Annotated in this window: 18 protein-coding genes; 16 read left to right on the top strand and 2 right to left on the bottom strand. The window is 39.4% G+C overall.

Features of this window, described 5'->3' with window-relative positions; translation table 11 throughout:
* The 12 genes from alr to gltA all read left to right on the top strand — a co-directional run bounded on the left by alr (position 1) and on the right by gltA (position 15465).
* Complete coding sequence (alr, locus tag LI162_RS08610) at positions 1-1167, top strand: alanine racemase (RefSeq protein WP_055145403.1); 1167 nt, start codon at positions 1-3, stop codon at positions 1165-1167.
* A 148-nt stretch (positions 1168-1315) separates the two neighbouring features.
* Positions 1316-1663, top strand: coding sequence for a type II toxin-antitoxin system PemK/MazF family toxin (locus tag LI162_RS08615; RefSeq protein WP_020437038.1), 348 nt, complete (start codon positions 1316-1318; stop codon positions 1661-1663).
* A 139-nt stretch (positions 1664-1802) separates the two neighbouring features.
* Positions 1803-2534, top strand: coding sequence for a YebC/PmpR family DNA-binding transcriptional regulator (locus LI162_RS08620; RefSeq protein ID WP_020437037.1), 732 nt, complete (start codon positions 1803-1805; stop codon positions 2532-2534).
* A gap of 26 nt (positions 2535-2560) precedes the next feature.
* Positions 2561-3838 carry an O-acetylhomoserine aminocarboxypropyltransferase/cysteine synthase family protein gene (locus tag LI162_RS08625; protein WP_055172488.1) on the top strand — a complete coding sequence of 426 codons (1278 nt, stop codon included), beginning with the start codon at positions 2561-2563 and terminating at the stop codon, positions 3836-3838.
* Positions 3839-4053: 215 nt separating this feature from the next.
* Entirely contained in the window at positions 4054-4743 is a 690-nt protein-coding gene (locus LI162_RS08630; RefSeq protein ID WP_227156297.1) for a ClpP family protease, read from the top strand.
* A gap of 142 nt (positions 4744-4885) precedes the next feature.
* A complete protein-coding gene (locus LI162_RS08635; protein WP_227156298.1) occupies positions 4886-7630 on the top strand; it encodes an FtsK/SpoIIIE family DNA translocase in 2745 nt (914 codons plus the stop codon).
* Positions 7631-7670: 40 nt separating this feature from the next.
* The gene (locus LI162_RS08640) at positions 7671-9341 is read left to right on the top strand and encodes a formate--tetrahydrofolate ligase (protein ID WP_015529275.1); all 1671 of its coding nucleotides are present in this window, start codon (positions 7671-7673) and stop codon (positions 9339-9341) included.
* Positions 9342-9433: 92 nt separating this feature from the next.
* On the top strand, positions 9434-10273 hold the full coding sequence (folD, locus tag LI162_RS08645) for a bifunctional methylenetetrahydrofolate dehydrogenase/methenyltetrahydrofolate cyclohydrolase FolD (protein WP_015529274.1): 840 nt from the start codon (positions 9434-9436) through the stop codon (positions 10271-10273).
* Between the two features lie 13 nt (positions 10274-10286).
* Positions 10287-11639 (top strand): chitobiase/beta-hexosaminidase C-terminal domain-containing protein, encoded by a 1353-nt coding sequence (locus LI162_RS08650; RefSeq protein WP_117568235.1) that lies wholly within the window; start codon positions 10287-10289, stop codon positions 11637-11639.
* 150 nt (positions 11640-11789) lie between these two features.
* On the top strand, positions 11790-12971 hold the full coding sequence (locus tag LI162_RS08655; protein ID WP_117568234.1) for an iron-containing alcohol dehydrogenase: 1182 nt from the start codon (positions 11790-11792) through the stop codon (positions 12969-12971).
* A gap of 218 nt (positions 12972-13189) precedes the next feature.
* Positions 13190-14077 carry a sulfide/dihydroorotate dehydrogenase-like FAD/NAD-binding protein gene (locus tag LI162_RS08660; protein WP_117568233.1) on the top strand — a complete coding sequence of 296 codons (888 nt, stop codon included), beginning with the start codon at positions 13190-13192 and terminating at the stop codon, positions 14075-14077.
* Positions 14077-15465: an NADPH-dependent glutamate synthase gene (gene gltA, locus LI162_RS08665; RefSeq protein WP_117568232.1), complete on the top strand. Its 1389-nt coding sequence runs from the start codon at positions 14077-14079 to the stop codon at positions 15463-15465. Before LI162_RS08660 ends, gltA begins: the two co-directional genes overlap by 1 nt.
* Before the next feature lie 239 nt (positions 15466-15704).
* On the opposite strand, the gene LI162_RS08670 is transcribed toward gltA, so the two are convergent.
* Positions 15705-17012, bottom strand: coding sequence for a sensor histidine kinase (locus LI162_RS08670; protein WP_227156300.1), 1308 nt, complete (start codon positions 17010-17012; stop codon positions 15705-15707).
* Entirely contained in the window at positions 17005-17700 is a 696-nt protein-coding gene (locus LI162_RS08675; protein WP_227156302.1) for a response regulator transcription factor, read from the bottom strand. The genes LI162_RS08670 and LI162_RS08675 overlap by 8 nt, the downstream gene beginning before the upstream one ends.
* Positions 17701-18015: 315 nt before the next feature.
* Between LI162_RS08675 and LI162_RS08680 the strand changes: the two genes are divergently transcribed.
* From LI162_RS08680 to LI162_RS08695, 4 genes are read left to right on the top strand one after another with little or no spacing between them, the layout of a single operon-like run.
* A complete protein-coding gene (locus LI162_RS08680; protein WP_227156304.1) occupies positions 18016-18738 on the top strand; it encodes a hypothetical protein in 723 nt (240 codons plus the stop codon).
* 2 nt (positions 18739-18740) lie between these two features.
* Positions 18741-18965: a hypothetical protein gene (locus LI162_RS08685; RefSeq protein ID WP_227156306.1), complete on the top strand. Its 225-nt coding sequence runs from the start codon at positions 18741-18743 to the stop codon at positions 18963-18965.
* A complete protein-coding gene (locus LI162_RS08690) occupies positions 18962-19336 on the top strand; it encodes a hypothetical protein (RefSeq protein WP_227156308.1) in 375 nt (124 codons plus the stop codon). Before LI162_RS08685 ends, LI162_RS08690 begins: the two co-directional genes overlap by 4 nt.
* A 14-nt stretch (positions 19337-19350) precedes the next feature.
* Complete coding sequence (locus tag LI162_RS08695; RefSeq protein ID WP_227156310.1) at positions 19351-20040, top strand: hypothetical protein; 690 nt, start codon at positions 19351-19353, stop codon at positions 20038-20040.
* Positions 20041-20142 lie beyond the last annotated feature (102 nt).

Here is a 20142-nt window from a genome sequence, read left to right on the forward strand (position 1 = left end):
ATGAAACAGTATAACAGAGTATGTGCCCGGATCAATCTGGACGCAATTGCATATAATATGGAACAGATGAAAAATCGCATTGGTCAGGAGGGACGTTTAATAGCTGTTATCAAGACGGATGCATACGGACACGGAGCAGTTCCTCTTGCGGAAATGTTTGAGGAAACGCCTTATATCTGGGGTTACGCTGTAGCATGCATGGGAGAAGCAAGAACTTTAAGAGCACATGGAATCAAGAAACCAATCTTGATTCTTGGCTGTGTTTTTCCTGATGAGTATGAAGAAATGGTTGAAAAAGAAATCCGTGCAGCAGTTTATACAGAAGAGATGGCCAAGGGAATGGCTGATGCTGCCGCAAAGTCAGGAAAGACCGCATTTCTTCACATAAAAATTGATACAGGAATGGGACGAATCGGATTCAAAGTAAGCAAAGAGAGTGTTGAGACAATTTCCAGAATCAGCAAACTTCCTAATATTAAAATGGAAGGAATGTTCACACACTTTGCAAAGGCAGATGAATTTGACAAGTCTTATACATTTACCCAACATGAAAAATTCCTCTGGATGAAAGAACAGTTAGAAAAAAATGGAGTCCAGATCTCCTATTATGATTGTGATAACAGTGCCGGAATTATTGATTTTCCGGATATGAAGCATGATCTTGCCAGAGCCGGGATCTCTATTTATGGAATGTATCCATCAGATGAAGTGAAAAAAGATGCTGTTGACCTGAAACCGGCACTGGAATTAATCAGCCATATCAGCTTTGTAAAGGATGTGGAAAAAGGAACTTCCATCAGTTACGGTGGAACTTTCGTCGCGCCAAAGAAGATGCGGATCGCTACGATTCCCGTCGGATACGGTGACGGATATCCGCGTTCCCTTTCAAATAAAGGCTATGTTCTTATCCATGGAAAACGTGCAGATATTGTAGGAAGAGTCTGCATGGATCAGTTTATGGTAGATGTAACAGAGATTCCGGAAGCAAAATTCATGGATCCGGTTACTCTGGTCGGAAAAGACAAGGACGCCATTATCCGTGTAGAAGATCTTTCTGATCTGAGTGGAAGATTCAATTATGAATTTGTCTGTGATCTGAGCAAGCGTGTTCCGAGAGAGTATTATAAAAACGGTACGATCGTAAAACAGATTGATTATTTCGAATAACCGGAATAATTGAAAGAATCCGGTTGATATGCATACATCCGATAAAACCGGAGATACTTTAGTATGTTCTTAGAAGAAAAACAAAAGGTTCTGAGAAGAATCAGAGAACAAATACGAAAAGTAACTGGAATATCGGAGTGTGAATGAATTGATAATTAAGCGGGGCGACATTTATTACGCAGATCTTAGTCCTGTCGTTGGTTCCGAACAAGGTGGAATCCGGCCGGTACTTATAATACAGAATAACATAGGCAACAGACATAGTCCAACCATCATCTGTGCCGCAATTACGTCGAAGATGAATAAGGCAAAATTGCCGACACATATTGAAATCTGTACAAATGATTATAATATTATGAAAAATTCAGTCATTCTGCTGGAACAGATCCGTACAATTGACAAGAAAAGACTGAGAGAATATGTCTGTCATATCGATCAGGAACGAATGAAAAAAATTGACCAAGCAATAAGAATCAGTCTGGATCTTACTACATAAATCCAACCAAATTCTTTACAGAACAAAAAAAGCGTGGTAAAATCATAAGGATAGTGCTTTACAGAACTTAGTGTGTATCTGTGAATGCAAATGAATTTATATAAAATACATTGATACAATAGAAAAGGAGAATCAGAATATGTCAGGACATTCTAAATTTGCGAATATCAAGCATAAGAAAGAAAAGAATGATGCAGCGAAAGGAAAGATTTTTACAAAGATCGGACGTGAACTTGCAATTGCTGTTAAGGAAGGTGGAAGTGCTGATCCGACAAACAACAGCAGACTTCGTGATGTTATTGCAAAAGCAAAAGCAAACAACATGCCGAATGATACAATCGAGAGAAATATCAAAAAAGCTGCCGGAGAAGGAACTGCTGATAACTATGAGCGTATTACATATGAAGGATATGGACCGAACGGAACCGCTATTATCGTTAAGACTCTTACAGATAACAAGAACCGTACAGCTTCCAATGTAAGAAATGCATTTACAAAGGGATGCGGAAACGTAGGAACACCTGGATGTGTATCTTTCATGTTCGATGAAAAAGGACAGATCATTATTGATAAAGAAGAGTGCGATATGGACTCTGATGATCTTATGATGACTGTACTTGATGCAGGTGCTGAAGACTTTAACGAAGAAGAAGACAGCTACGAAGTATTAACAGCACCGGAAGACTTCAGTGATGTTCGTCTGAAGATGGAAGAAGCCGGAATCCCTATGGTTTCTGCTGAAGTTACAATGATTCCACAGACATATGTTGATCTTACAAAAGAAGAAGATATTAAAAACATCCAGAAAACACTTGATCTTCTTGATGAAGATGATGATGTTCAGGACGTATACCATAACTGGAACGAATAATCAGTTATAAGAAATGGGGGACAATGATGAGTAATTACAAGATGGAAACTAAATGTGTACAGTCCGGTTACAATCCGGGAAACGGTGAACCACGTGTGCTCCCGATCATACAAAGCACAACATTCCGTTACACCAGCAGTGATCAGATGGGAAGACTTTTTGATCTTGAAGAGTCCGGATATTTTTATACAAGACTTCAGAATCCGACGAATGATGCAGTAGCAGCAAAGATCTGTGATATGGAGGGTGGAGTAGCAGCAATGCTGACTTCTTCCGGACAGGCAGCAAACTTTTATGCGATTATGAATATTGCTGAAGAAGGTGATCATATCGTATGCGCATCTGCCTTGTATGGCGGTACATACAATCTGTTTGCTCACACAATCCGTAAAATGGGTGTGAAAGCAACTTTCGTAGACCCAGACTGCACAGAGGAAGAACTGAATGCGGCATTTCAGGAGAATACGAAAGCTGTTTTTGGAGAGACGATTGCCAATCCGGCATTGACTGTTTTTGATTTTGAGAAATTTGCAAAAGCTGCACATGCACATCATGTTCCGTTAATCGTAGATAATACATTTGCAACACCGATTAACTGTCGTCCTTTTGAATGGGGTGCAGATATTGTTACTCATTCAACTACAAAATACATGGATGGACATGCAGCCTGTGTTGGCGGTGCAATCGTTGATAGCGGTAACTTTGACTGGGCTGCTTACGGAGACAAGTTTGCCGGACTTACAACACCGGATGAGACTTATCACGGAATTGTATACACAGAAAAGTTTGGTAAAGCTGCTTATATAACAAAAGCAACATCACAGCTGATGAGAGATCTTGGATCGATCCAGTCTCCACAGAATGCATTTCTTCTGAACCTTGGACTCGAGAGTCTTCATTTGAGAATGCCAAGACATTGTGAGAACGCTGTAAAGATGGCTCAGTATCTCCAGGGACATGAGAAAGTAGCATGGGTTAACTGTCCGTCACTTCCGGGAAGTAAAGATTATGACCTCGTTCAGAAATATATGCCGGATGGAACATGCGGTGTTATTACTTTTGGATTAAAGGGCGGAAGAGAAGCAGCAGTTAAGATGATGGACAAACTGAAACTGGTTGCGATTGTAACTCATGTAGCAGACGCAAGAAGCTGCGTACTTCATCCTGCAAGTCATACACACAGACAGATGAATGAGCAGGAACTGTTGGAAGCAGGTGTACAGCCAGATCTGATTCGTTTCAGTCTTGGAATTGAGAATATTGAAGATCTGATTGCCGATGTAGAACAGGCACTGGAAGATTAATATAAATAACATATGATTCAGGAGGTATGGATTCCCATGATTTTGTATCCATATCTCCTGTTTTTTGTATCCGAATTGTAGGTTTTAAACAGTAATTAGCTCTTTTGCTTAAATTGTGGAGATTGATATGCGGAATTGGATACAATACATATTTCCCCGTATTCTGTGCATTCTAGTAATAGTATTTATTTACTTTCAACAGGAGGCATATTTATATGAGCGAGGAAAAAAAGCAAAAATCAGATGAAATCAAAGAATTTGGTGCGTTAATGTTAAATGAAAATAAAAAGAATTACAAAATTCGTCTTCTGACAATTATAGGTGAAATTGAAGGACATGAAACAGTATCAAATAATACCAAAGCAACAAAGTACGAACATTTACTTCCACAACTGGCTGAAGCTGAAGAAAGCGATGAAGTAGAGGGGGTTCTCATTTTATTAAATACACTGGGTGGAGATGTGGAAGCTGGACTTGCAATTGCGGAGATGATAGCTTCTTTGGGGAAACCAACCGTTTCTCTTGTCCTTGGTGGAAGTCATTCTATTGGCGGTCCTCTTGCTGTTTCGGCAGATTATTCCTTTATTGTACCGACAGGAACCATGGTTGTTCATCCGGTTCGTTCAAACGGTACTTTTATCGGTGTGACACAGAGTCTGAGAAATATGGAACGTACACAGGACAGAATTGCCAGATTTATTGCTACACACTCTAAAATCACAGAAAAACGTCTTGTTGATCTGATGTTGAACCCTACGCAGCTTGTAAAAGATGTAGGAACACTGTTGGAAGGAGAAGAAACTGTAAGAGAAGGGATCATCGACGAAGTCGGAGGCATTCATCAGGCATTTAAAAAACTCTATGAATTGATTGATGAAAAACGGGAAAAACCTTCGGAAATGTAAATATAGAACAAAAAAATGGCATCTGATCAAAGAAATTTTGTAATGACATGAATTTTAATTGATGTTATACTTAAAATAGTATGTATTCAATCTATCGTTTGATTGAATCAGTACAATGGTATAATAATTAAGGGGGAATCAGATGGCTGCAAAATCTACAAATACGAAAAAAAGTTCTACGAACAACACAGCGAAAGCAGCAAAAAATGCAACAACTAAGAAAACATCGACAGCAAAAAAAGCTTCTGCCTCCACAAAGAAAAGTTCTGGCAGTAAGACAAAAAGAACTTCAAATCATATAAATACAGCACAAAGTCAGGAAATCCGTTCAGAGATTCTTCTATTGGGTTCCCTTGCCATCTGTATCCTTCTTATCCTGAGTAATTTTGGTATGGGTGGCATAGCGGGAGGAGCAATTTCTTCTGTAGGATTTGGACTTGTAGGAGCAATGGCATATTTATTTCCATTTGTATTTTTCGGAGCAGTTGCTTTTTATATTTCCAACAAAGGAAATCCTCATGCTTACATAAAAGTAGGTGCCGCAATTGTTCTGGTCATTCTCCTTTGTGGAATTTTAGAATTGATGTTTCATCCATATACTGCCGGGACATCTGTTTTATCTTACTACAAAGATTCCAGTGCTGATAAAAATGCGGGTGGATTACTTGGCGGAATTCTGATCAGTATTTTATGTCCACTGATTGGAGAAGCAGGTACTTATGTTATTTTGATCATTTTCTCAATCATTTGTATCATTCTGGTAACAGAACGTTCTTTATTAGCTCCACTTGGAAGACATGGAAAGAAAGCTTATCAGGAAGTGAAACGGAAACATCAGGAAACTGCTGAGATCCGTACACTGGAGCGGGATGCCCGCAAAGAGGCACTTGCGTTGAAGCAAAGAGAAAAAGTCGAAACTTTACAGGCAGATGCATCTTCTCCAAGTGAGAAAAAGAAACGCACAAAGCGGACAGACCTTAAAGCATCAGGTATTACGTTCGCCACAACGCTTCTTTCAGAGGAAGAATCACCTGTTGGTGGCTTTGGGCGGACTCCAAAATCACCTGAAATGACAGAACTTGTCCCGGAGAAAGAGCCGAATTCAAAAGATCTGACGGATTCCTTTGAAGATCATTTTGTCATTAACAGAGCAGAACCGGCAATGGATGTACCAGAAGAGATTCCGTTTGACGATGCACTGCATCTTGAACCGGTACAGACACCCGCTTCCCGACAAGAAAACGAGATGAGTTCTGAACATGATCCGGCTGCGGATCCTATGATTGAAAATAGCCCGGAGATAAAACAGGAGCATTCCAGAAAAAGCAGCAAAAAAGATGCGCAGGCGGTTGCCGCAGAGACAGCCAGTGTAGAACAGACCATACGGGAACAGGAGCAAAAACCACGGTCGGTTTATCATACACCTCCGCTGAATCTGTTAAAGAAGGGGAAGAAAGGCGGCGGTGATTCGGATGAACACCTTCGTGCCACGGCTTTAAAACTGGAACAGACACTACAGAATTTTGGAGTTGGAGTACATGTAACAAACGCAAGCTGTGGTCCATCTGTTACAAGATATGAACTTCAACCGGAACAGGGCGTAAAAGTAAGCCGGATTGTTGGACTTGCAGATGATATCAAGTTAAATCTTGCAGTTGCAGATCTAAGAATTGAAGCTCCAATCCCTGGTAAAGCCGCGGTCGGTATCGAAGTTCCGAACAGTGAAAATACAGCGGTTATGCTGGGAGATCTGCTGGAGTCAAAAGAGTTCAAAAACAGTAAATCGCCAATTTCATTTGCAGTTGGTAAAGATATTGCCGGAAAGGTTGTTGTGACTGATATTGCCAAGATGCCGCATCTTCTTGTTGCAGGTGCAACGGGATCCGGTAAATCTGTCTGCATCAACACTCTGATCATGAGTGTTATTTATAAGGCAGATCCTGATGATGTTAAACTGATCCTTGTCGATCCAAAAGTTGTGGAACTAAGTGTATATAACGGAATTCCACATCTGATGATTCCGGTTGTCACAGATATGAAGAAGGCGGCAGGTGCTTTGAACTGGGCAGTTGCTGAGATGGAAAAGCGTTACAAACTTTTTGCACAGTACAATGTACGTGATTTAAAGGGCTTTAATGAAAAGGTCAAACATGGGGAAACCGGACCGGAGATTCAGAAAAAGCTTCCTCAGATTGTAATTATCATTGACGAGCTTGCTGATCTTATGATGGTTGCTCCGGGAGAAGTAGAAGGTGCTATCTGTCGTCTGGCACAGTTGGCCAGAGCAGCGGGACTTCATTTGATTCTTGCAACACAGAGACCATCTGTAAATGTTATTACCGGATTGATCAAAGCAAACATGCCTTCCCGAATTGCTTTTTCTGTATCATCAGGTGTCGATTCAAGGACAATTATCGACATGAATGGTGCCGAAAAGCTCCTGGGAAAGGGAGACATGCTCTTTTATCCATCCGGATATCCAAAACCTGTCAGGGTGCAGGGATCTTTCGTTTCGGACGAAGAAGTTCAAAAAGTTGTTGATTATTTGATTGACAAGAACGGAAATACCTCGTACAGTAATGAACTAGAAGAACAGATTTCAAGCAGCGCAGATCTTCCGGGGCAGGGGATGCTTCCGGGACAACAGGACAGCGAGAACAGCAGGGATGTCTATTTTGCAGATGCAGGGAATCTGATCATCGACAAGGAAAAAGCATCGATTGGTATGCTTCAGAGGATGTTCAAGATTGGTTTCAACCGTGCTGCCAGAATTATGGACCAGCTATGTGAAGCCGGTGTTGTAGGTCCGGAGGAAGGAACAAAACCAAGAAAAGTGCTTATGACAAAAGAAGAATTTGCAGAATATATGCAGAATCAGACTTCGTAAAATCTAAAAACACCAAAAGTGATACAAAGGAGAGGGAAAGATGAAAACAGATATTCAGATTGCACAGGAAGCAGAAATGAAACACATCAAAGAGGTAGCGGTACAGGCCGGTATTTCAGAAGATGAACTTGAATTTTATGGAAAATATAAGGCAAAACTTTCCGATGAACTCTGGAACAGAATCAAAGATAACGAGGATGGAAAGCTTGTACTTGTAACGGCAATCAATCCTACTCCGGCCGGAGAGGGTAAGACTACAACATCTGTAGGTCTCGGACAGGCATTTGCAAAACTTGGAAAAAAAGCAATGATCGCACTTCGCGAGCCATCTCTCGGACCATGTTTCGGAATCAAAGGTGGAGCAGCCGGTGGCGGATATGCCCAGGTCGTTCCTATGGAAGATCTGAACCTGCATTTTACAGGAGATTTTCATGCGATCACTTCAGCAAACAACCTTCTTGCAGCAATGCTCGATAATCATATCCAGCAGGGAAATACACTTGGCATTGATCCAAGACAGGTTGTATGGAAACGTTGTGTCGATATGAATGATCGTGTTCTCAGAAATATTGTTGTCGGACTTGGACGCAAAACAGACGGTATGGTCCGTGAAGATCATTTTGTCATTACAGTGGCATCTGAGATCATGGCGATCCTCTGTCTTGCAGATGATCTTGCTGATCTTAAACGCAGACTTGGAAGAATCATTGTTGCTTACAATTTCAAGGGAGAACCTGTTACAGCAGATGATCTTCAGGCAACAGGTGCTATGGCTGCACTTCTGAAAGATGCGATCAAGCCAAACCTGATCCAGACACTTGAGCATACACCGGCATTAGTACATGGCGGTCCATTTGCAAACATTGCACATGGCTGCAATAGTGTACGTGCAACAAAGATGGCTCTGAAGTTAAGTGACATCACTGTCACAGAAGCCGGATTTGGTGCAGATCTTGGCGCTGAGAAATTCTTTGATATCAAATGCCGTATGGCAGGTCTGAAACCAGACGCAGTAGTTTTAGTTGCAACAGTACGTGCATTAAAGTATAACGGTGGCGTTGCAAAGGCTGACCTTGCAGAAGAGAACCTGGATGCCCTTGCAAAAGGTATTGTAAATCTTGAGAAACATATTGAAAATATTCAGAAATACGGTGTACCGGTAATCGTTACACTGAATTCATTTGTAACAGATACGGATGCTGAAAATGCATTTATTGAAAAATTCTGTCGTGAACGCGGATGCGAGTTTGCCCTCTCAGAAGTGTGGGAGAAAGGCGGAGAAGGCGGTGTAGATCTTGCGCAGAAGGTTCTTGAGACACTTGAGACAAAAGAAAGTGATTTCCATACGCTTTATAATGATGAGCTTTCTCTGAAAGACAAGATCCGTACAATCGCACAGGAGATTTACGGCGCACATGATGTTGTATATGAACCTGCAGCTGAGAAACAGCTCGCCAAGATTGAATCTATGGGATTTGGTTCTTTCCCGATCTGTATGGCAAAGAATCAGTATTCTCTTTCAGATGACGCTACAAAGCTTGGAAGACCTGAAAACTTTGATATTCATATCCGCGAGGTATATGTAAGTGCAGGAGCCGGTTTTGTTGTCGCACTGACGGGCGCTGTTATGACAATGCCTGGACTTCCAAAAGTTCCTGCTGCAAACGGAATCGACGTTACAGATGACGGAAAGATCACCGGACTTTTCTAAAGTTTTTTATGATTGGCTGCCGGTCATAGTATTTTTTGACCGGCAATGCCAATTGTTTTCATGGAGTTAGATAATTAATTAAGGAGATACACATGGCACAGTTGATAGATGGTAAATTAATCTCTCAGCAGATTAAAGATGAGTTGAAAGAAGAAGTCGCACAGTTTAAGGCAGAAGGCATTGATATTTGCCTTGCTGTTATTCAGGTGGGAAGTGATCCGGCTTCTTCTGTATATGTCAGAAACAAGAAAAAGGCATGCGCCTATATCGGGGTAGAATCCAGATCATATGAACTTCCGGAAGAGACTTCGGAAGAAGAACTGATTAAGTTAGTAGAAGAGTTAAATGCGGATGAAAGCGTAAACGGAATTCTTGTACAGCTTCCGGTACCGGATCATATTGATGAAGATAAGATCATCCGTACAATTTCACCGAATAAGGATGTGGATGGATTCCATCCTGTAAGTGTTGGAAGACTCTGGATCGGAGAAAAAGGATTTTTATCCTGTACTCCGGCCGGAATCATTCAGCTTTTGAAAAGATCCAATATTTCGATTGAAGGAAAAGAATGTGTGATCATTGGGCGAAGCAATATCGTCGGTAAACCAATGGCAGCCCTTTTGCTTCGTGAAAATGGAACTGTAACCGTTGCACATTCCCGAACAAAAGATCTTAAAGAAGTAGCAAAACGAGCAGATATCCTGATTGTTGCAATTGGAAAAGAGCGTTTTATCACATCTGAATATATCAAAGAGGGAGCTGTTGTCATCGATGTAGGAATGCATCGTGATGAAGCGAACCATCTTTGCGGAGATGTTGATTTTGCGGATGTTGAACCTCATTCTTCTGCAATCACGCCGGTGCCGGGTGGTGTTGGTCCAATGACAATTGCGATGCTGATGAATAATTGTGTTGAAACAGTTCGTAAGTAGGAGGAACTTGTAAATGAGGTGTACACATTGCGGAGCAAATATACCAGACGATCAGTTGATTTGTCCCGTATGCGGTGCTGAAGTACAGATTGTACCAGATTATAACCCTCTGGAAGACGTACTCGCACGCGAAGTGAAAGGCTCAGTAGCCGGAGCTACACGTCAGATCCAGGCAGATGTAGTCCGCAGGCAGAATATGAGCCAAAACCAACAGAACAGAAATCGGCAAGATCAACGATCAAATCCTAGTTCCACACGCGTCTTAAGCCAGGCGGAACTGGATAAAGTAAGAGAAGAGCGAAGAGAACAGCTACGACGCCAGAGAGCGCAAAGACAACGTCAGAAAACAGATGCAAAGCGTTATCAGGATGCCCGTCAGTCAGCAGAGAATCTGCGCCGGACATCTACTGAGAGCAGACGCCTGCAGCAGATCAAAAAACAAGAGGCTGCCAGAAAAAAACGCCAAAAATTACTTACGGTTTTTTTCCTGCTCATTCTTCTGGTTGGTGTCGGAATTTATATCGGATATCAGAATTCCTATACAGGCATGATCAAAAAAGGGAATGCCGCACTGCAGAATAGCAACTATACTTCTGCAGAGAATTATTTTAACAGAGCAATTATAAAGGATAAATCAAAGGCAGAGGCTTATACCGGACTTGCTAATATCTATGTTGCCCAGGATGATCTGGACAGTGCAGAGAGCGTCTATCTCAACGCACTGGAGACACAACCGTCGAATGTAAATCTCTATAAAGCTGCAGTAAAATTCTATGAAAAAACAGAACAGCCGAATAAGATTTCTGATCTCCTGCAAGATTGTGAAGATAAGAATGTATTATCTGCTATGAATGATTATGTTTCATCTGCTCCTGAATTCAGTTTGAAAGAAGGAACCTATGATGAAGTACAGCAGGTAACATTAACATCTGCTACAGACGGAACGATTTATTATACAACAGATGGTTCTGATCCGACGGAGTCAAGTACAGAATACAAAGAAGCTGTTTTGCTTCAGTCCGAAGGTGACACAGAGATCCGTGCAATTGCTGTTAATAAAAAGGGAATACCAAGCGCTGTTTCCAGTGCAAAATATTCCATTGAATTTCCACTTGTAGACGCTCCGGCAGTTTCTCCATCAACCGGACAATATAGTACAGCCACTCAGATCACGATTACGGTACCGGATGGATATACGGCATACTACACGATGGACGGTTCAACTCCAACCGCATCCTCTGAGAAATATACTGACCCGATTGATATGCCAGAAAATTCACAAACAACTTTTTCAGCAATTCTCGTGAACGATAAAAATGGAAAAGCAACGGAAGCAACAACACGAAACTATATTACTACATATTAAGTAAACTGTGTAAAGTAACTAGAAAGCAACCTTGATTTTGGAAAATATTATGTAAATTTTCCAAAATAGGGTTGCTTTTTTTAGCATACAGAGTTATAATAATATCTGTTAAAAAAATAACAATACTACATAAAAAAGGAGAGATTTGTTATGAGTAGATTTTGCTTACCAAGAGACATTTATCATGGAAAAGGATGTCTGGAAGAACTGAAGAACCTGAAAGGAAAGAAAGCCATTCTTGTAGTTGGTGGCGGTTCTATGAAACGTCAGGGATTCCTGGATAAAGCAGTTAATTATCTGAAAGAAGGCGGAATGGAAGTTCAGCTGTTTGAAGGTGTTGAGCCAGATCCGTCAGTTGAGACTGTTATGAAAGGTGCAGAAGCAATGCGTGCTTTCGAGCCGGATTGGATCGTTGCTATGGGTGGTGGATCACCAATCGATGCAGCGAAAGCTATGTGGGCATTCTATGAGTACCCGGAGATCTCCTTTGAAGACCTGATCACACCATTCAGCTTCCCGGAACTGAGACAGAAAGCTAAATTTGCAGCAATTCCTACAACTTCAGGAACAGCTACAGAGGTTACAGCATTCTCAGTTATCACAAACTATCAGACTGGTGTGAAATATCCACTGGCTGACTTCAACATCACACCAGATGTTGCAATCGTTGATCCTGACCTTGTTGCAGGACTCCCGGTTAAACAGGTTGCATATACAGGTATGGATGCTCTTACACATGCAATTGAAGCATATGTATCCACACTGAACGGACCTTTCACAGATCCACTTGCACTGCAGGCAATTGAGATGGTTCTTGATTATCTGCCAGGATCTTACAAATGTGATATGGTTGCAAGAGAGCAGATGCATTATGCACAGTGCCTTGCAGGAATGGCATTCTCTAATGCATTACTTGGTATCGTTCATTCAATGGCTCATAAAACAGGTGCTGCATTCTCTACAGGACATATTCCGCACGGATGTGCTAACGCAATTTACCTTCCATACGTTATCAAATACAACGCAAAAGACGTTGTAGCTGCAAAACGTTATGCTGAAATCGCACGCAGAATGGGACTTGCCGGAACATCTGAGCAGGCTCTGATCAACAGCCTTGTTGAGAAGATTGATGAGTTCAATGTAAGACTGAACATTCCTAAGACTCTGAAAGACTTCGGAATCAATGAAGAAGAATTCAAAGAAAAAGTTGACAAGATTGCAGAACTGGCTGTAGGAGATGCCTGTACAGGATCCAACCCACGTGCAATCGATCCTGCTGCTATGGCTAAACTTCTTACATGTACATACTACGGAACAGAAGTTGATTTCTAAAATCAAAAATTAATAAAGGTTTCAGTGTTCTTATAAAATAAGATAACGCTGTAAACTTGTCTTAAACAATACGGGTAGATGCATGAAATTGTGTGTCTACCCGTATGTTTTACTTGAATTCATAGCTGAAGTGTCGTATTATTAACAAAGAGCGAGTTGTTATTGTTTACACAATGTTTGAAGACAATAACGTCGATTTATTTACAAGGAGGAGAAACATGTATAAGATATTAAAAGCTGAAAAACTGGCTGATAAGATTTATCTGATGGATGTTCATGCACCACGTGTAGCAAGCCACTGTCAGCCTGGTCAGTTTGTCATCGTTAAAATGGACGAGAAAGGCGAACGTATTCCGCTGACAATCTGTGATTATGACAGAGAAGCAGGAACAATCACAATCGTCTTCCAGGAAGTTGGAGCTTCTACAACGAAAATGGGGGAACTTAAAGCAGGAGACAGTTTCCGTGACTTCACGGGTCCACTCGGATGCGCTTCTGAGTTTGTTCATGAAGACCTTGAGTCCCTTAAGAATAAGAAGATGCTGTTTGTAGCCGGTGGAGTTGGGGCTGCTCCGGTTTACCCACAGGTAAAATGGTTGAAAGCACACGGAATCGATGCTGATGTTATCGTTGGTGCTAAGACAAAAGATATGCTGATCCTTGAAGATCAGATGGAAGCTGTTGCAGGCAACTACTACCCATGTACAGATGACGGTTCTTACGGACACGCAGGAATGGTTACAACTATGGTAGAAGAACTTGTAAACAACGGAAATAAATACGATGTCTGCGTTGCAATCGGACCGATGATCATGATGAAATTCGTCTGTCTCTTAACAAAGAAACTTGAGATTCCGACAATCGTCAGCATGAACCCGATCATGGTAGACGGAACAGGTATGTGTGGTGCCTGCCGTCTTCAGGTTGGTGATGAGATCAAATTTGCATGCGTTGACGGACCAGAGTTCGACGGACACCTTGTTGACTTTGATCAGGCAATGAAGAGAAGCCAGATGTACAAATCTGAAGAAGGACGCGCAATGCTGAAGCTTCAGGAAGGCGATACACATCACGGCGGATGCGGACATTGTGGAGGTGACGAATAATGGCTGATATGATGAAAAAAGTACCTGTAAGAGAGCAGGATCCAAAAGTACGTGCAACAAACTTTGAAGAAGTTTGTCTCGGTTATAACAAAGAAGAAGCAATGGAAGAGGCTACAAGATGCCTTAACTGTAAGAATGCAAAATGTATCCAGGGCTGTCCTGTATCCATCAACATTCCGGCATTTATCCAGCAGGTAAAAGAAGGAAATATCGAAGAAGCTTACAAGATCATTGGTAAATCCAGTGCACTTCCGGCTATCTGTGGACGTGTTTGCCCGCAGGAATCCCAGTGTGAAGGAAAATGTATCCGTGGAATCAAAGGTGAGCCTGTTTCTATCGGAAAACTGGAGCGTTTCGTTGCTGACTATGCACTTGAGAACGATATCAAACCAGAAGGTGCTGAGACTATGAACGGTCACAAAGTAGCCGTTATCGGTTCTGGTCCGTCCGGACTTACATGTGCCGGAGACCTTGCAAAACTCGGATACGATGTAACAGTATTCGAAGCATTACATGAGCTCGGTGGAGTACTTGTATATGGTATTCCTGAGTTCCGTCTTCCAAAACAGAAAGTCGTTGCAAAAGAGATCGAGAAAGTAAAAGAGCTCGGTGTTAAATTCGAGACAAACGTTGTTATTGGTAAATCCACAACAATCGATCAGCTGATGGAAGAAGAAGGATTCGAGGCAGTATTCATCGGATCCGGTGCCGGACTTCCAATGTTCATGGGAATTCCGGGAGAGAATGCAAACGAAGTATTCTCCGCAAATGAATACCTGACAAGAAGTAACCTGATGAAAGCTTTCCGTGATGATTACGATACACCGATCGCTGCCGGTAAGAAAGTAGCCGTTGTTGGTGGTGGTAACGTAGCTATGGATGCTGCAAGAACAGCTCTTCGTCTCGGCGCAGAAGTTCATGTAGTATACAGAAGAAGTGAAGCAGAGCTTCCTGCAAGAGCAGAAGAAGTTCATCATGCAAAAGAAGAAGGAATCATCTTCGATCTTCTTACTAATCCGAAGAAGATCAACGTTGACGAGAACGGTAATATCACAAGCATGACAGTGATCAAGATGGAACTTGGCGAACCAGATGCATCCGGAAGAAGACGTCCGGTTGAGATTGAGGGCTCTGAGTACGACATCGAAGTAGATACAGTTATCATGTCTCTTGGTACATCACCGAACCCGCTGATCTCTTCTACAACAAAAGGTCTTGAGACAAACCGCAGAAAATGTATCGTTGCAGAGGAAGAGAATGGACAGACATCTAAAGAAGGTGTATTCGCTGGTGGAGATGCTGTTACAGGAGCTGCTACAGTTATCCTTGCTATGGGAGCTGGTAAAGCAGGTGCCAAAGGTATCGATGAATATCTGAGAAATAAATAATAGAAGGAAGATTGTACATAGGAGCATAAGCTTCTTTAAGAAAATCGGAATTTAAAAACAGAATATCCTGACAGGATGCAGAAAAATCTGTGCTTGTCAGGATATTTTTTTATATATTAGGAAAGTCCTTTCCTAATATATAAAGAACGCTCCGCTCAGGATGCGCACTGCGGCGTATAAGGTAGAGGTGTCGCAGGCGCAAGAATGTGCCGAAGCACATTCTTTGTTCTATATATATTTTAAATAACTGGAAATTTCAAGGTAATAGAGTAAGAATCGGATTCAATATTTACCTGACAAAGTCCATTCATCTGATGCATCATAGCATGTATATTTTTTACACCAATGCCTGTCCCGTGTACAAATTGATCAGGAACAGCGATCGTATTTTGGATGGTAATACAGGCAGATGTCTTAGTGTATTCAGAAATCAGAAAAACTGGCAGATCAGGATGGGCATATTTTTTAATATTAGAAACAAGATTATTAATAATCCGTCCAGCAAAATCTGTGCATATTTGTATCTGTACCGGTTCCCAGTAGAGTTTTTCTATAGAAACATGATATCCGTCCATTTCCAGTAATCCACATAGTTCGGAAAGGTATTCTCCTAATGCATATTCTACATTTTCCGGCTCCTCTAATTTCATAGGATTCTCTGAGTTGATTAGAAAAAAATCAAAGAGCTGGTTAGATAAATCACGTATCTGTGTTGTCTTGACATAAGCTTTACTAATGTAGTCTGTGCATTCATTCAAGGAGTTTTGCTTTCTAGCAATTTCTAAAAATGTCATAAGACCAGTTAAAGGTGTTCTTAAGTCATGAGCCATACTAAGTACAAGCTGGTCCTGGGCAGATTTCATTTGAGCTTCCTTTAGTTGCTTTTCAATCAAGGAAAGACGCATTTCGTTTAAGCCATGTGCAAGAGTGGCCAATTCATCATTTCCCTTTATAGGAATTTCGTAGTCTAATGCACCCGATTCAATTTGTGTTACACCAGAACTTAGCTGTTGAATATAGTTCACCTTTTTTCCGATTCCAATAGCGAAAAGTAAGATCCATAGAAAAATACTGATAAATGCGGCAGCTATATAGTATAACAGATAATACTTCAATTCATAATTCGCATAAATGTAAACGTCTGCATCTCCATCAGAAAAAGATACAGTATGAAAATATTGCCAATTGTAATGTAAAGTATCCGATTCAGAAGTATTTCCCAGAACGATAGAGTTTGAATAGGTACTGTCATAGATTAATACTCGTTCGCGAGAAATAGTAAAATGCCGAATTCCCTTTTGATGAGCCCAATCGCCAAGTTGGTCGGTATCTGTTGCAGCAAGCTTTTTCTTATGAACAAATTCTGTGAGCTCATTAATGTACGATGTTTCTGAATTATAGATGAAATTTGAACTGGCAAAATATTCACTTAGCAAAGTTGTTCCTACCTGAAAAAGGATCAAAAAGAGAATAAGAGCTGCTGCAAGACCAGATAAAACTAAGAAAATGATTTCTTTCGTAAGACTGTTGCGTTTTAATTTAACCAAGACGATACCCCTTTCCCCAAACAGTTTGAATAATTTTAGGCTTTTGAGGATTTTCTTCAATTTTTGTCCGAAGATTTCTTATATGTACCATAATAGTATTAGCCGAAGTACTTATAAAAGGTTCTTCCCAAATACTTTCATAGAGATTTTGAAGAGAAAATATTTTAGTGGGGTACTGTATTAATAAAAGCAATATTTTGTACTCTATTTCGGTTAATTGAATTTCATTCCCTTGTTGGAACACAATGTTTTTTGTAGAATTGATGCGTATCTGATGGGTTTCAATCCACTCTTCTTTCTGAATTTGCAATATTTCTCGATCATAAACCTGATGACGGCGCAGAAGAGCTCTGACTCTTGCGAAAAGTTCAGTATAAGAGAATGGTTTTATAAGATAATCATCTGCTCCGGCCATAAATCCAATTAATTTGTCGGATTCTTTTGATTTGGCAGTTAAAAAAAGAATCGGAACATAAGAAATTTTTCTGATTTCTTCACAAGTCTTCAATCCTGAGATGCCAGGCATCATAATATCGAGAATGACTAGATTTGTGTTCGGAGTGAGTTTTTTCAGTCCATCTGCACCATTTGAAGCTTCTTCAACGGAATAACCTTCTCCTTCCAATAAAATTTTTACTCCTTCTCGAATATCTTTGTCGTCTTCAATGATTAATATATTTTTTTCCATGAATGTCTCCTAATATTTATTATTGTAAAAAATTTAAGATAAAAGCATTAAATTATAATGTCTGCTGATTAGTTACTACCCAAAACATACTATGAAAAGTAGTGCAGAGCGGTCTATATTTTATGCATTTTATAAATTAGTAGGCTTATTTATAATACCATAACAATGAATAAGAGAGAATAGACTTAAGAATTCTTCAGATTTCTTAAGATAAAACTTAAGGAGTTTTTGATAAATTAAAGAAGAATTAATTGGTTCACCGGGAAATTCAGTTAGTTACATTGGAAGATTATGTGATGAAGGAGAGAGAAAATAATGAAATGTTTTAGGAAGTTTATATGCTTTGGTTTGGCAACAATTATGATGTGTACAGTTGGACAACCAGTTTATGCATCAAATAATGAAGATAGCTATACTCAAGTGAGTGAAATTAATGATATTGAAATGCCAGAAGATTCAGCAGTTAATTATACTGAACAAAGAGAAGATGGCTTGTATTATATAACAGAAAAAATTAATGGAAGCAATATTGAAAGCACATTTTATAAAATTGACGGAGAGGAAAAAATTTTAGAATCTAGTATATTAAGTACTGTTCAAGAAGGAAAAGTTACATGTATTGAAACTAACAGTAATGGTGATGTGGAACAGTATACTATTTCTGTGGATCAAGAAGACCTAATACAAGCGGCAGATAATGAAAAACTTGCAAGAAGTAAAACGTATCTTCGAACGGATAAGTATGGCATTTCACTTGTAGGGAAAAAAGTCACAATAGCAATTGCAGCAGGAGCAATTGTAGCAGTAACACCATATGTAAGCCTATCAATAGCAACAAAGATTATTGTTTCAGCAATTGCAGGAGGTGCAGGATCAGGTGTGACAGCATTACCAGATTATTTATATGTAACAAGTAAGGTCTACAGATCAAAAACTTCAGGGAAAATATATACAAGATATGAGAACAAATATTATTTAAATTCTGCACGTACAAAATATGTGGGTTCTTGGACTTTTAGTAAACGGTTGGGACATTAAATATGAAAAGAGCAATGCAAGAAATTATTAGAATTTTATTAATATTAACTATTCAAATTCTGATTAGTGTTCTTTTATCTTGTTTAATAGATGAAAAATGGAATTTTAAAAACCTATTTTGGAATTATGGTTTTATAATATTTTGGAGTAGTTATATTGTTGTTAGTATAAGCATTAGAATTGCAAAAAAAATAAGAAATAGACTAATTTTAAGAGAGAAAAAATGAAAAAAAGAAATTTAGCTATATGTATTGTGGGAATGGCATTTTGTTATATATTAACCATATCGGATGTAACAACATATGCGGCTGAAAATACAGATGATAGTATTCAAACAGAGACAAATTATTGGAATGGCAATGAGAGCGAAAAAACATTTTCTGAAAATACAGAAAAAGGAATCTTGACAACAAAATATAGAGTAAGTGTAAGTAAGGCAACTATGAGATCAGGACCTGGGACAAGTTACACATCTTTGGGAATTTTATATAAAAATGATATTGTTTGGGTTAGATCTATTAATGAAGGATGGGCTAAGTTTAAAGTTAATAACAAATGGCATTATATTTCTACAAAATGTATAAGAAAAGATGAATAAAGAGGTAAATCGAAATGAAAAAAATAAGATTGATAATAGGAATGTTGGTATTTGCGTTAGGAATATCTAATTCTTCGCTTTCTATTTTTGCAGCAGAATTAGATAATGAGAACGAACAGAAGATAGTATCTGAAATAGGAGGTAATCTAATAAATTCAGAAGACGTTCCAGAGGGAGTAATACCTATTAAATTTTCAAATGTTGAACAAACGCAAAAATATCTTTCACTTGTAACTGAAATGACAAGCGAAGGCAAATTTTTAGATCTTTCTCCAAAGATATTTAATAAACTTTATGATGAAACTAATAATATTATAGATTTTTCAAATTATAATATTACAGAAGCTGATTTTACAGAACCAACTTTTTCAAATGAAAATATTGCGAATGTTGCTGTTTATTCCAATACAGGTGTTAAAAGCAAAAAACTTAGTGTTACAGCGGGACAGTCAATGACGCTTTATGCAAAATATACCTATGCAAATTCAAAATTTAAGTCTATTACAAGTGTGACGAGCTCTTATAGCGGACTGACAATAGGTAATAAATGGAAGCAAGATACATATTCTAGCAAAATAACAAATTCAGGAAAAAATTTGTCTGTAACGGTTTATGGACATTATGATCATTATATTTTGATTAATAGTTCTTTGACGCATATTTCAACTTCTAATGCAAAGTACAGTGCAAGTTGGAATTATTAAGAACATTACAACAAAAGTAAAAAATAGCATGGAATAAGAATTAAAATAGTAGATAAAATTAGTGATATTAAAAATCTCTTATATATGCTATGATATTTCACG

The organism is Mediterraneibacter sp. 210702-DFI.3.120 (genome assembly GCF_020561005.1).
GTDB lineage: Bacteria > Bacillota > Clostridia > Lachnospirales > Lachnospiraceae > Mediterraneibacter > Mediterraneibacter faecis.